This window comes from Azospira sp. APE16 (genome assembly GCF_047901315.1).
GTDB lineage: Bacteria > Pseudomonadota > Gammaproteobacteria > Burkholderiales > Rhodocyclaceae > Azospira > Azospira oryzae.
Genome location: NZ_CP179682.1, coordinates 3,014,207 through 3,027,958, shown reverse-complemented (window position 1 = coordinate 3,027,958; position 13,752 = coordinate 3,014,207). Strand labels below are relative to the sequence as shown.

9 protein-coding genes are annotated in these 13,752 nt (G+C 67.2%); 1 reads left to right on the top strand and 8 read right to left on the bottom strand.

Annotated elements, in window-relative coordinates:
* Positions 1 to 4: 4 nt before the first annotated feature.
* From ACLSSQ_RS14390 to ACLSSQ_RS14380, 3 genes are all read right to left on the bottom strand, one after another.
* The gene (locus ACLSSQ_RS14390; protein WP_416243076.1) at positions 5 to 1,201 is read right to left on the bottom strand and encodes an efflux RND transporter periplasmic adaptor subunit; all 1,197 of its coding nucleotides are present in this window, start codon (positions 1,199 to 1,201) and stop codon (positions 5 to 7) included.
* Positions 1,202 to 1,391: 190 nt separating this feature from the next.
* The gene (locus ACLSSQ_RS14385; RefSeq protein WP_416243075.1) at positions 1,392 to 2,576 is read right to left on the bottom strand and encodes a phosphoglycerate kinase; all 1,185 of its coding nucleotides are present in this window, start codon (positions 2,574 to 2,576) and stop codon (positions 1,392 to 1,394) included.
* 55 nt (positions 2,577 to 2,631) lie between these two features.
* On the bottom strand, positions 2,632 to 3,678 hold the full coding sequence (locus ACLSSQ_RS14380) for a type I glyceraldehyde-3-phosphate dehydrogenase (protein WP_130460074.1): 1,047 nt from the start codon (positions 3,676 to 3,678) through the stop codon (positions 2,632 to 2,634).
* Positions 3,679 to 3,924: 246 nt separating this feature from the next.
* Between ACLSSQ_RS14380 and ACLSSQ_RS14375 the strand changes: the two genes are divergently transcribed.
* Complete coding sequence (locus tag ACLSSQ_RS14375; protein ID WP_416243074.1) at positions 3,925 to 4,494, top strand: hypothetical protein; 570 nt, start codon at positions 3,925 to 3,927, stop codon at positions 4,492 to 4,494.
* 151 nt (positions 4,495 to 4,645) lie between these two features.
* On the opposite strand, the gene gap is transcribed toward ACLSSQ_RS14375, so the two are convergent.
* The 5 genes from gap to ACLSSQ_RS14350 form a co-directional block, all read right to left on the bottom strand.
* Positions 4,646 to 5,674 (bottom strand): type I glyceraldehyde-3-phosphate dehydrogenase, encoded by a 1,029-nt coding sequence (gene gap / locus ACLSSQ_RS14370; RefSeq protein WP_205230841.1) that lies wholly within the window; start codon positions 5,672 to 5,674, stop codon positions 4,646 to 4,648.
* Between the two features lie 61 nt (positions 5,675 to 5,735).
* Positions 5,736 to 7,721, bottom strand: a complete 1,986-nt coding sequence (gene tkt / locus ACLSSQ_RS14365; RefSeq protein WP_416243073.1) for a transketolase — start codon at positions 7,719 to 7,721, stop codon at positions 5,736 to 5,738.
* A gap of 185 nt (positions 7,722 to 7,906) precedes the next feature.
* Positions 7,907 to 8,782, bottom strand: a complete 876-nt coding sequence (locus ACLSSQ_RS14360) for a phosphoribulokinase (protein ID WP_014236650.1) — start codon at positions 8,780 to 8,782, stop codon at positions 7,907 to 7,909.
* A gap of 20 nt (positions 8,783 to 8,802) precedes the next feature.
* The gene (locus tag ACLSSQ_RS14355; protein WP_014236651.1) at positions 8,803 to 9,801 is read right to left on the bottom strand and encodes a class 1 fructose-bisphosphatase; all 999 of its coding nucleotides are present in this window, start codon (positions 9,799 to 9,801) and stop codon (positions 8,803 to 8,805) included.
* 69 nt (positions 9,802 to 9,870) lie between these two features.
* Positions 9,871 to 13,716, bottom strand: coding sequence for an EAL domain-containing protein (locus ACLSSQ_RS14350; protein WP_014236652.1), 3,846 nt, complete (start codon positions 13,714 to 13,716; stop codon positions 9,871 to 9,873).
* Positions 13,717 to 13,752: the final 36 nt, after the last annotated feature.

The following is a 13,752-nucleotide window of genomic DNA, read 5'->3' as shown; positions in this document are numbered from 1 at the left end:
CGGCTTATCCCTGCTTGGCCGGCCCGGGGGCGGCCTGGGGCGCGGCGGTGGCGGCAGGGGGCTTGGAGATGCCCGTCCCTTCTGCCTCCTGGGCCGGCTGGGGGGCAGTATCGACGGCCTTCACCGGGCTGCCGTCCTGCACCTTGAGCTGGCCGGCGGTGATGATGCGGTCCCCCGCCGCCAGGCCGGAGAGGATTTCCACCTGGGCGTTGCGGCGCAGGCCGGTCTTCACTTCCACCTTCTTCGCCTTGCCCTCCTCGATGCGGAACACGGTCTGCTTGCCGCCGCCGGAGACGATGGCCTGCTCGGGGATCATCAGCACCCCGTCCCGGTTGCCGAAGAGCAGGCGCACCCGGGCGAACATGCCGGGACGCAGCTTGAGGTCCGGGTTGTCCAGGCGGGCGCGCAGGGAAATGGCGCGGCCGTTGGCATCCACCAGGGGGTCCACCGCGTCCAGCACCGCCTTGAAGGCCTGGTTGGGCAGGGCGTCCACGCTCACTTCCACGGTCTGGCCCTTTTGCAGGCGGCTCAGGTACAGCTCGGGCAGGCGGAAATCCAGCTTCAGGGTGCGGATGTCCTCCAGGTTGATGAGGTCCGCCCCTTCCTTGACGTAGTCGCCGACGCTCACCTCGCGGATCCCGACGACGCCGGCAAAGGGCGCCCGGATGCGGGTCTTGGCCAGCTTGGCCTCGGCCAGGGCGACGGTGGCCTCCTGCACCTTGAGGTTGGCGGCGGTGGTGTCCAGGGATTGCTGGCTGATGAACTTCTTCGCCAGCAGTTCCTCGGTGCGCTTGAAATTGGTCACGGCCAGGGCGTGGTTGGCCTTGGCCTGTTGCAGCTCCGCCTCCTGGGTGGCTGCGTCCAGGGCCACCAGCACCGTGCCCCTGGTCACCGGCACGCCATCCTTGAAGCCGATGCTGGCGATGCGTCCCGCCGTTTCCGGCCGCAGCACCACGGATTCGTTGGAGCGCAGGGTGCCCACCGCCGCCGCCTCGTCGGTAATGCGCTGGGGCGCCGCCAGCGCCGCTTCCACCGGCAGAGGCGCTGCCGGAGCGCCGGCGCCGCCGGCCTGGGCCCCGACTGCAGCCGGGGCCTGGGGGCCGCCGGGGGCCCGGTTGGCGTTGTAGGCGACCCAGCCCAGGCCGACGATTCCGGCGGCGGCAAGGGCGATGACGGCGTAGCGGTGTTTGCGGTGGGGCATGGCGGAGTCTCGTGGTACCGGCCTGTCGCCGGCGTGGTGCGGCGGCGGGCGAAAGGGTGGCGGCAATTGGGCAGCGGGCAATTCTACTCCATCGCCACCCCCGGCCCCGGCCGGGGAAAACGTTGCAAAATGTAAATGTAAAAAGGCGGCCCGCAGGCCGCCTTTCCATGGCGCATGCCAGGCGGCTGGATCAGCCCTTGGCGCGCTGCTCCAGCACTTCCACGGCGGGCAGCTTCTTGCCTTCGAGGAATTCCAGGAAGGCGCCGCCGCCGGTGGAGATGTAGTCGATCTGCTTCTCGATGCCATACTTGGCGATGGCCGCCAGGGTGTCGCCGCCGCCGGCGATGGAGAAGGCCGGGGAGTGGGCGATGGCGGCCGCCAGCATCTTGGTGCCGCCGCCGAACTGGTCGAATTCGAAGACGCCGACCGGGCCGTTCCAGACGATGGTGCCGGCGTGGGCGATGATGCCGGCCAGCTTGGCGGAGGTCTTGGGGCCGATGTCCAGGATCATGTCGTCGGGCTGCACGTCGTTGGCGTCCACCCGGTTGGCGCGGGCATGGACGGACAGTTCGTTGGCCACCACCACGTCTTCGGGCACGGGTACGGAGGCGCCCCGCTCGTCCATCATGTCCATGATGTTGCGGGCTTCTTCCACCAGGTCCAGCTCGGCCAGGGATTCGCCGATGGGCAGGTCGTCGGCCACCATGAAGGTGTTGGCGATGCCGCCGCCGACGATGAGTTGGTCCACCTTGCCGGCCAGGGACTTGAGGATGGTCAGCTTGGTGGAGACCTTGGAACCGGCGACGATGGCCACCAGGGGGCGCTTGGGGTTTTCCAGGGCGCGGCCCAGGGCGTCCAGCTCGGCGCCTAGGAGGGGGCCGGCACAGGCCACGGGGGCGTACTTGGCGATGCCGTGGGTGGTGGCTTCGGCCCGGTGGGCGGTGCCGAATGCGTCGTTCACATAGACGTCGCACAGCTTGGCCAGCTTTTGCGCCAGTTCGTCGCTGTTCTTCTTCTCGCCCTTGTTCACGCGGCAGTTTTCCAGCAGCACCACGTCGCCGGGCTTCACCTCGAAGCCGCCGTCCACCCAGTTGTCGATCACCGGCACCTTGCGGCCCAGCAGCTCGGCCAGGCGGTGGGCGATGGGGGCCAGGCTGTCCTCGGGCTTCATCTCGCCTTCGGTGGGACGGCCCAGGTGGGAGGTGACCATGACTGCGGCGCCCTTTTCCAGGGCCATCTGGATGGCCGGCACGGAGGCGCGGATGCGGGTGTCGTCGGTGATGCGGCCGGTCTCGTCCTGGGGCACGTTGAGGTCGGCGCGGATGAAGACGCGCTTGCCCTTCACATCCAGGTCGGCGAGTTTGAGAACGTTCATGGAAGTCTCCTTGCGTTGAATTTGGTGATGAGGCGCGGTGCGGTGAATGGGGTGTTCAGGATTGGGACCAGCCGGCATGCCAGCGCTGGGCCACGTCCACCATGCGATTGACGAAGCCCCATTCGTTGTCGAACCAGATGAAGAGGTTGAACAGGCGGGCGCCGCCGGCCCGGGTCTGGCTCAGGTCCACGATGGCGGAATGGGGGTCGTGGTTGAAGTCGATGGAGGCGTGGGGGGCGGCGGAGGTGGTCAGCACGCCCTTCCAGGGGCCGTTGGAAGCGATCTGCAGCAGGGCGTTGAGGCCTGCCACGTCTGCATCCTGGGCCAGGGTCACGGTGAGGTCGATGGCCGAGACGTTGAGGGTGGGCACCCGGATGGCCTTGGCCAGCACCTTGCCCTTGAGGCCCGGCAGCAGCCGCTCCACGCCCCGGGCTAGGCCGGTGGAGACGGGGATCATGGACTGCATGGCGGAGCGGGTGCGGCGCAGGTCGCTGTGGTGGTAGCCATCCACCAGGGGCTGGTCGTTCATCACCGAATGCAGGGTGGTCAGCAGCACCTGTTCCAGGCCCAGTTCCCGGTCCAGCAGCTCCAGCACCGGCACCACCGCGTTGGTGGTGCAGGAGGCGTTGGAGACGATGCGCTCGTCGCCGTTGAGGCGGCCGTGGTTGAGGCCGTAGACCACCGTCGCATCCACGTCGGCGGCGCTGTTGGCCGGGTGGGAGAGCAGCACCCGGGGGCAGCCGGCCTCGAGGAAGCGGCGCAGGCCGGCCCGGTTGCTGTACTGGCCGGAGCATTCCACCAGCAGATCCACCTTCAGGCTGCGCCAGTCCACTCCCTCGGGGGTGTCGGCGTGGGTCAGCTGGATGCTGCGGCCGTCGATGACCAGGGTGCCGTCCTGCAGTTCCACGGGGGCGGGGAAGCGGCCGTGGGTGGAGTCGAAGCGGGTCAGGTAGGCGATGCTCTCGCTGTTGGCCGGCTCGTTGATGGCCACCACCTGGAAACGCTCTGCCAGTCCCCGTTCATGCAGGGCCCGCAGAAAGCAGCGACCAATGCGGCCGTAGCCGTTGATGGCGAGACGAAGAGGGGGGAGGGAGCCGGACACGGGGGGCCAGGGAGGAAATGGATGAAGGCCGTGATTTTACAGGGTTGCGGCCCTAAATCCGAGAGGCGGACAGGGTTTTGCCCGGCAAGGATGGCCGCTGGCGGCCAACCTTGCCGTCATTTTTTTGCCCCGGGCAGGCTGCAAATATTCACCAGGTCGGCAAAGTCCTTTGTTCTCAAAGGGAATTTACATTCTGGTACGCCGTTTGCATTAAGGGTGGCCATAGCACCTATGGAGCGTATGACCATGCGTATCGATTCCCTCTATAACCAACTCAGCCTGCAGAGCCTGACGGCGAAAAAGCGCGGCCAGGAGGCCGAGGCGGCCGCATTGCAGGCATCGCCTCAAGCCGGCCTGACGGAAGGTGCCAATCCGTCAGCCGGCGCCAACACTTCCCGCCGGGTGGAAACGGCCGAGGACAAGGCCGATGCCGCTGCCCAGGCCCGCCGCGAGGAATTGCGGGCCCAGTTGCAGGAATACCTGGACAAGAGTCCGGCCGAGCACATGCGCGACGCCATCCTCAAGGAAATGGGCATGAGCGAGGAAGACCTGGCCGCTCTGCCGCCGGAAAAGCGGGAGGCGATCGAGTCGGATATCGCCCGCAAGATGCGGGAGCGCCTGCTGGCCAAGGATGAGGCCCATCCCGATGCCACCACCCTGCAGGATGCCACCATGGCCAGGCTCAGCCAGAGCCAGGGCGGTGCGGCCGCCGGCGGCCAGGGCGATGGTCTGGGCAATGGCCAGTCTCCTGCCGGCATTGCCGCCTACGCCTTGCTGCAGGCGGCCGTGAACGGCAAGTCGGGCAGTCCTTCCTGAGCCTGGGCGGCGAGGGCGGTGCCGTCGGGCCACCCATGGTTGGGCCTGCCGCGCAGCCTTTTGCCCCCTGGCCCCGATAGTTGCTGCAGCAATCAAAAAGCCGCCTGGGAGCATCTGCTCCCAGGCGGCTTTTTGCCGTCGGCGGTGTTGCTTACTTGGCGGCCATCCAGGCGCGGGCGGCGTCCAGCATGCGGCAGGAGTAGCCCCACTCGTTGTCGTACCAGGCCAGCACCTTCACCAGCACGGAGCCGTCGGCACCCTTGATGACCCGGGTCTGGGTGGCATCGAAGGTGGAGGAGACGGTGGTGTGGTTGAAGTCGGAGGAAACCAGGGGCTCGTTGTTCACCGCCATGATGCCCTTCAGGGGGCCATTGGCAGCGGCGGTCATCAGCTCGTTGATCTCTTCCTTGGTGGTGGCGCGCTCGGCGGTGAAGGTCAGGTCCACCAGGGAGACGTTGATGGTGGGCACGCGCAGGGAGAAGCCGTCGAACTTGCCGGCCAGCTGGGGCAGCACCAGGCCGACGGCCTTGGCGGCGCCGGTCTTGGTGGGGATGATGTTGGCGGCGGCGGCACGGGCGCGGCGCAGGTCCTTGTGGCGCACGTCCACGGTCACCTGGTCGTTGGTGTAGGCGTGCACGGTGGTCATCAGGGCCTGCTTGATGCCGACGCTCTCGGCCAGCACCTTGGCCACGGGGGCCAGGCAGTTGGTGGTGCAGGAGGCGTTGGAGACCACGGTCATGTCGGCCTTGAGCACGCCTTCGTTAACGCCCATGACGATGGTGGTGTCCACATCGTCGCCGCCGGGGGCGGAGATCAGCACCCGCTTGGCGCCCTGCTGCAGCAGGGCCTGGGCCTTTTCCTTGGTGGTGTAGGCGCCGGTGCATTCCAGCAGCACTTCCACGCCGTGCTTGGACCAGTCGATGTCCTTGGGGTTTTTGGTGGAGTAGAAGGGGATCTTCTTGCCATCGATGATGATGCAGTTCTCGCCCTCGGTCTCCACGGAGGTGCCGAAGCGGCCGTGGGTGGTGTCGTACTTCAGCAGGTGGGCGTTGGTGGCCAGGTCGCCGGAGGCGTTGATGGCAACCACGTCGAACTCATTCTGCAGACCCTGCTCGTAGATCGCCCGCAGGGTGCAGCGACCGATACGACCGAAACCGTTGATGGCAACCTTGATAGCCATGGCACTTCTCTCCTCTATCTAAAAAACCTGACGCGCCCCGTGGCCGGGGCACCCCTTCCTTTTATTCCAGCACTTCCTTGACGGTCTTCACCACGTTGGCCACGGTGAAGCCGAACATCTCGAACAGCTTGCCGGCGGGGGCGGACTCGCCGAAGCGGTCGATGCTGACCACGGCGCCGTGACGGCCCACGTACTTGTGCCACAGGCCGGAGTGGGCGGCTTCGATGGCGACGCGCTTGCGGCAGGTGCCCAGCACCTGTTCCCGGTAGGCGGCGTCCTGGCGTTCGAAGGCTTCGACGCAGGGCATGGAGACGACACGGGCGGCGATGCCCTCGTCGCCCAGGGCCTTCTGGGCATCCAGGGCCAGCTTGATCTCGGAGCCGGTGGCGATCAGCACCACCTGGGCTTCGCCCTTGGCCTCGGACAGCACGTAGCCGCCGCGGCGGATGGTCTCGGCGCTGATGCCGGCGGTGACATTGGGCAGGTTCTGGCGGGACAGGGCCAGGACGGAAGGACCGTCATGGCGTTCCACAGCATTGGCCCAGGCCACGGCGGTCTCGGTGGAGTCGGCGGGACGCCACACGTCCAGGTTGGGGATCAGGCGCAGGGAAGGCACGTGTTCCACCGGCTGGTGGGTCGGGCCGTCCTCGCCCAGGCCGATGGAGTCATGGGTGTAGACCATGATCTGGCGCTGCTTCATCAGCGCCGCCATGCGGATGGCGTTGCGGGCGTAGTCGGAGAACACCAGGAAGGTGGCGGTGTAGGGGATCAGGCCACCGTGCAGGGCCAGGCCGTTGGCGATGGCGGTCATGCCGAATTCGCGCACGCCGTAATAGACGTAGTTGCCACCGTCCTTGCGGGTGACGCCCTTGGCGGCCTTCCACAGGGTCAGGTTGGAGCCGGCCAGGTCGGCGGAGCCGCCCACCACTTCCGGCAGGTTCGGCACCAGGGCGGCGATGGCGTTCTGGCTGGCCTTGCGGGTGGCGATGTTCTCGGCCTTGGCTGCGGTGTCGGCGATGTAGGCATCCACCACCTGCTGCCAGTTGGCGGGCAGCTTGCCGGCCATGCGGCGCTGGAATTCGGCGGCCTGGGCCGGGAAAGCGGCAGCGTAGGCGGCGAAGCGTTCGTTCCACTGGCCTTCGGCGGTCTGGCCCTTGGCCTTGCCGTCCCAGGCGGCGTACACGTCGGCGGGGATTTCGAAGGGGGCGTGGTTCCAGCCGATGGCAGCCCGGGTGGCGGCGATTTCCGCATCGCCCAGGGGGGCGCCGTGCACGTCGTGACTGTCGGCCTTGTTGGGGGAGCCCATGCCGATCTTGGTCTTGCAGCAGATCAGGGTGGGCTTGTTGCCTTCGGCCTTGGCCTGCAGCAGGGCGGCCTCGATGGCGGTGGCGTTGTGGCCGTCCACATTGGGGATGACCTGCCAGCCGTAGGCTTCGAAGCGCTTCGGGGTGTCGTCGGTGAACCAGCCTTCGACGTGGCCGTCGATGGAGATGCCGTTGTCGTCGTAGAAGGCGATCAGCTTGCCCAGGCCCAGGGTGCCGGCCAGGGAACAGGCTTCATGGGAGACGCCTTCCATGAGACAGCCGTCGCCGAGGAAGACGTAGGTGTGGTGGTCCACGATGTCGTGGCCGGGCTGGTTGAATTCAGCCGCCAGGATCTTTTCCGCCAGGGCCAGGCCCACGGCGTTGGTGATGCCCTGGCCCAGGGGGCCGGTGGTGGTCTCGATGCCGGGGGTGTAGCCCACTTCCGGGTGGCCCGGGGTCTTGCTGTGCAGCTGGCGGAAGTTCTTCAGATCGTCGATGGAGACGTCGTAGCCGGTCAGGTGCAGCAGGCTGTAGAGCAGCATGGAACCGTGGCCGTTGGAGAGCACGAAGCGATCCCGGTCGGCCCACCTGGGGTTGGCCGGATTGTGCTTCATGTGGCGCCGCCACAGGACTTCGGCGATTTCGGCCATGCCCATGGGCATGCCGGGGTGACCGGAATTGGCTTTCTGGACCGCATCCATGGCGAGGGCACGGATGGCGCTGGTGAGGGGATTGAATTGCATGGTCACCGGAAGGGGGGAGGCGGGAAAGAGGCGGAATTATCCGCCAAATGCTGGGGTTTTTCCAGATTCACCGCAGCACAAGGGCTGCCGCGGTGGGGTAATTCCGCTGGGATAGGGCAATGGCGGCAGCCGGTCCCGGCCCGTCCGGGGTTGCGGCGGCCTTTTTCACTGGAAAGCTGCCGGGCTCAGGCGCCCCGGCTGCGGTCTTCCACCAGTTGCCAGATGAGGGGCGTCAGGATCAGCTGCATGGCCAGGTCCTGCTTGCCGCCGGGGACCACGATGGTGTTGGGGCGGGACATGAAGGCGTCGCCGATCATGTTGAGCAGGTAGGGGAAATCCACGCCCCGGGGGTCGCGGAAGCGGATGACGACGAAGGATTCGTCGTTGCTCGGGATGTCCCGGGCGATGAAGGGGTTGGAGGTGTCCACCACCGGCACCCGCTGGAAGTTGATGTGGGTGCGGGAGAACTGGGGCGTGATGTGATGCACGTAATCGGGCATGCGCCGCAGGATGGTGTGGGTCACCGCCTCCAGGGAATAGCCCCGGCTGCGGGTGTCCCGGTGGATTTTCTGGATCCATTCCAGGTTGATGATGGGCACCACGCCGATGAGCAGGTCCGCATGGCGGCCCACGTCGATCTGCTTGTCCTGGTAGGCACCGTGCAGGCCTTCGTAGAAGAGCAGGTCGGTGCCCGGGGCGATGGCTTCCCAGGGGGTGAAATAGCCCTCGGGCAGGCCCCAGCGGCGGGCCTCGGCAGCGCCGTGGATGTACTGGCGGATCTTGCCGGTGCCGTGTTCTCCGTATTCGCGGAAGAGGGTTTCCAGCTCGGCCAGCAGATTGGCCTCGGGGCCGAAGTGGGAGGGCGGCTTGCGTCCCTCACGCTCGGCGGCCTCGATGTTCTGGCCCATTTCCGTCCGGGTGTAGCGGTGGAAGGCGTCGCCTTCGACAATGGCGCCGTTGATCTTTTCCCGGCGGAAAATGGATTCGAAGGTTTTCCGGACCGTGGTGGTGCCGGCGCCGGAGGAGCCGGTGACGGCGATGATGGGGTGTTTGGCCGACATGCTCCTCCTCTCCTGATATCTCAGGATTCCAGGTGGTAGGCGGTGACCCGTTCCACCTCGTTCTTCGAACCCAGGACCACCGGCACCCGTTGGTGCAGCTGGGTGGGCTGCAGGTCCAGGATGCGCTGGCGGCCGGTGGTGGCGGCGCCGCCGGCCTGTTCGACGATGAGGCTCATGGGATTGGCTTCGTAGAGCAGGCGCAGCTTGCCGCCCTTTTCCGCGGTCTTGCTGTCCAGGGGGTACATGAAGAGGCCGCCGCGGGTGAGGATGCGGTGCACGTCGGCCACCATGGAGGCGACCCAGCGCATGTTGAAGTCCTTGCCGCGCACGCCTTCCTTGCCCTGCAGCAGTTCGCCCACGTAGCGCTGTACCGGGGCTTCCCAGAAGCGCTGGTTGGACATGTTGATGGCGAATTCCTTGGTGTCCTCGGGGATGCGGAGGTTTTCCTGGGTCAGGACGAAGGAGCCCACTTCCCGGTCCAGGGTGAAGCAATGCACGCCCTGGCCGATGGTCAGCACCAGGAGGGTGTTGGGGCCGTAGAGGGCGTAGCCGGCGGCCAGCTGCTGGGTGCCGGGCTGGAGGAAGGCCTGTTCGGTGGGCTCCATGCCTTCGGGGCAGCGCAGCACGGAGAAGATGGTGCCGACGGAGACGTTGATGTCGATGTTGGAGGAGCCGTCCAGGGGGTCGAACATCAGCAGGTATTCGCCCTTGGGGTAGCGGTGGGGAATGGGATGGGGATGGTCCATTTCCTCGGAGGCCATGGCCGCCAGGTGGCCGCCCCATTCGTTGGCTTCCAGCAGGATTTCATTGGAGATGACGTCCAGCTTCTTCTGGGCCTCGCCCTGCACGTTGTCGCTGCCGGCCTCCCCCAGCACGCCGGAGAGGGCGCCCTTGCCGATGGAGATGGAAATGGCCTTGCAGGCCCGGGCGACGACTTCGATGAGGAAGCGCAGGTCGGCGTTGATATGGTTGTCGCGCTGGGCTTCGATCAGGTAGCGGGAAAGGGTGGTACGGGACATGGAATTCCTTGGAGCGGGTTGCAGCGAAAATGGTTGAGGTCCCCGGCGGGGACGATACGGAGGGGTATTCTACCCCGCCCTACCGGCCTGCTGGGCGAGGAAGGCGGTGGCGGCCGCCAACGGCAGGGGGCGGCTGAAGAAGTAGCCCTGCACCTCGTCGCAGCCGTCGGCCGCCAGCATGTCGAGCTGGGCCGATGTTTCCACCCCTTCGGCCACCACTTCCAGGCCCAGGCTGTGGGCCAGGGCGATGGTGCCGCGGGCGATGGCGGCGTCATCCGGGTCCCGCTCGATGTCGCGCACGAAGGAGCGGTCGATCTTCAGCCGGTCGATGGGGAACAGCTTGAGGTAGGAAAGGGACGAGTAGCCGGTGCCGAAGTCGTCGATGGCCAGGGTGACGCCCATGTCGTTGAGGGCCTGCAGGGTGGTGATGGCCTCCTCTGGCCGTTCCATGACGCCGCTCTCGGTGATCTCCAGCTCCAGCAGCACGGCGGGCAGGCCCGTTTCCTGGAGGATGGCGGCCACCCGGCTGGGGAACTCCTTTTCCTTCAGTTGCCGGGTGGACAGGTTCACCGCCATGCGCAGGGGCGGCAGGCCCTGGTCGAGCCAGGCCTTGAGCTGGCGGCAGGCGGCCTGCAGCACCCAGTCGCCGATGCCGACGATGAGGCCGGTTTCCTCGGCGATGGGGATGAAGCGGTCCGGCGGGATCAGGCCGTCCTCCGGATGGCGCCAGCGCAGTAGGGCCTCCACCCCGGTGACCCGGTCGGCGGCGAGGGCGAACTGGGGCTGGAAGTGCAGTTCCAGCTCGTCATTGACCATGGCCTGGCGCAGCTTGCGTTCCAGCTCCAGGCGCTCGGTGGCGGCCCGGTTCATGGCCGAGGCGAAGAACTGGAAGTTGTTCCGGCCGATGGCCTTGGCGTGGTACATGGCGGTGTCGGCGTTCTGCATCACCGTCGGCACCGTTTCGCCGTCGTCCGGATAGAGGCTGATGCCGATGGAGGCGGAGGTGTGCAGCTCGTGGGCGCCAACCCGCAGGCTGCGGGCCACGTCCTCGATGATCTTGCCGGCCACGTGGGCCGCATCGTTGGCCCCTTCCACGTCGGGCAGCACCACCACGAACTCGTCGCCGCCGAGGCGGGCCACCGTGTCCGATTCCCGCACGGCGGAGCGCAGGCGGTGGGCGATTTCCATGAGCAGGGAGTCGCCCACGGCGTGGCCGAGGGAGTCGTTGATGGTCTTGAAACGGTCCAGGTCCATGAACATCACCGCCACCTTGTGGCCATGGCGCCGGGCATCGGCCAGGGACTGCTCCAGACGGGCTTCCAGGGTGAAGCGGTTGGGCAGGCCGGTGAGGGGGTCGTGGTGGGCCAGGTGGTGGATGCGGGCCTCGGTCTCCTTGCGCTCGGTGATGTCGGAGAAGAGGGTGATGTAGTGGGTGAGGGCGCCGCTCTGGGTGTCGTGCACGGCGTTGATGGTCATCCACTTGGGGTAGATCTCGCCGTTCTTGCGCCGGTCCCAGATTTCCCCGGCCCAGGCGCCGGTGTCCCGCAGGATTTCCCACATCTGCCGGTAGAAGTCCTTGTCGTGGCGGCCCGAGGCCAGCATGCGCGGATCCTGGCCCAGCACTTCCTCCTGGGCGTAGCCGGTGATGTCGCAGAAGGCCCGGTTCACCGAGATGATGCGGTTGCCCTGGTCGCAGATCATGATGGCCTCCGGGCTGTTGGCGAAGACCTTTTCCGCCAGTTTTAGCTCGGCTTCGGCCCGGTGGCGGGCGGTGATGTCGGTGTAGATGATGATGGTGCTGCCGTCCCCCAGGTTGACCTGGCGGATCTCCAGCACCGTGCCGTCGGGCCGCTCCCGCAGGACGGCGGTATTGTTGGGCCGCTGCAGGGCCCGCAGCACGCCCCGGGTGCGCCGTTCCTCGTCCCCCGGGCCGTATTCGCCGCGGCGGGCGTTGAAGCGGACCATGTCCTCCAGGGTCGGGTAGCCCTGGGCGAAGAGGGTGTCGGGCAGGTCCAGCAGGGTGCGGAAGCGCTCGTTGCAGGCGATCATGCGCTGCTCCGGGTCGTACAGGCTGACGCCGTCCGGCAGGTTCTCCAGGATGTTCTGCAGGATGGCGTTCTGGTTGCGCAGGGCCTGTTCGTTGCGCTTGCTTTCGCTGATGTCGGTGTAGGTGGTGATGAAGCCGGTGAGCTGGCCGTCGTCGAAGAGGGGTTCGCCCTGGACCAGGGTGGTGCGCCCATCCAGGCGGGTGCGCTCGAAGCGGTGGGGCTTGAACTGCATGGCCAGGGCCTTACGTTCCTGCACGTGCTGTTCCGGATCGCCGGGGCCGTACTCGCCCCGCTGGGCCGGATAGCGCACCAGGTCCTCGAAGGGCACCCCGCGGTAGAGGGCTTCGGCGGGCAGGCCCAGGACTTCCCGCATGCCTTCGTTCCACAATTGCAGGCGCAGATGCTCGTCGAAGACGCTGATGCCCTGGGGCATGTTCTGCAGCACCGCCCGCAGCTGGGTGGACTGGCGCCGGTATTCTTCTTCCGCCAGCTTGCGTTCGGTGATGTCCTGGGTGGTGCCGCTGGCCCGCAGGGGCTGGCCCCGGGCGTCCCAGAAAAGTCGGCCCCGGTTGATGAAGTGGCGCAGGCGACCGTCCTGCAGCAGCACCCGGTATTCGACGGCGAAGGTTTCTTCCTTGGCCGCGTTGTGGTCGGTGGCCTGTTGCACCTTGTCCCGGTCCTCCGGGTGCACCAGCTCCAGGAAGTGGGCGTAGGTCAGGGGCTCGCTCGGGTCCAGGCCCACCAGGCGGTAGGCTTCCTCGGAACACCAGAGGCGGCCGCTGCGCAGGTCCCGCTCCCAGCTGCCGATGTGGCCGATGCGCTGGGCTTCCAGCAGGCGGTCCTGGGTGCGCTGCAGTTCCTCCGCCGCCAGTTGTTCCCGTTCGTGGCGCTCGGCGAAGAACTTGCGCTGCTGGCGCAGCAGGTACAGGGTGAAGGCACCACCCCCGGCCAGCAACAACAGGGAGACGCCGTAGGTGAGGAAATTGCGCTGGCGCACCGGGGAGAGGATTTCCTCCGCATCCACCTTGGTCACCAGGATCCAGGGGGTGTCCGCCACCTGCTGGCTGGTGGCCAGGGTCAGCTGGCGGCGGTAGTCGACACCTTCCTGCTGGGGCGCGGCCGTGGCCGGGGCGCCGAGCATGCTTTCCTCCCGCCGCAGGTGCAGCTTGAGGGCCGTGTCCTGGCGGTGGCGCAGTTCGTTGAGCACCAGGAAGTCGCTTTCGTCCTGGCGCAGCAGAAGGGTCTCGGCGGTGGCGCTGGGCACCGGACGGGCCTGGATGAGGGGAAAGAGGACGGCGCCGGGGTCGATCCGCTGCACCAGGAAAGCCAGACGCTGGCCGCTGCGGGGGCTGCGGATGACGGCGGCCAGGTCGATGAAGGCATGGCCCTGGGGGTCCAACTGCAGGTCGCTTAGCTGGGGCTGGTCGCTGTATTCGGCGACCTTGAGCAGGTCCCGAGTGGCTTCGCTGACGCTGCTGTCCTGGGGTGGGGCGGCGGTGCTGAAGCGCACCCGTCCGTCGTCGTCGAGCAGCAGGTAGGCCCGGTTCTCCGGCAATTCGGCCAGGGGGCCCAAGCTCTTCTGCAGGTTGGCCTGGAGCTCGGCTGCCTTGCCCGGGGCCTCGAGCAGGCGCTCCAGGTGCAGGCTGTCCTGCCACGATTTTGCCTGGGCCTGCCGTTCGCTGCGCCAGGCGGCCACCTGCTGGGCCTTGAGGTCGGCCACGGCCCGCAGTTCCTGGAAGGTGCGGACGCGTACCGCCGCCTCCTCGCTGTGGGATAGATAGATGTTGGCCAGCCCCAGGCTGACGGCCAGGGAAAAGAAGACGACGACAACGGTCGCCTGAAGGTGGGTTTCGCGGCGCAGGGACATGGCTGGGGCCGGGGTGCTGGCAGGGGGGACAGGCGC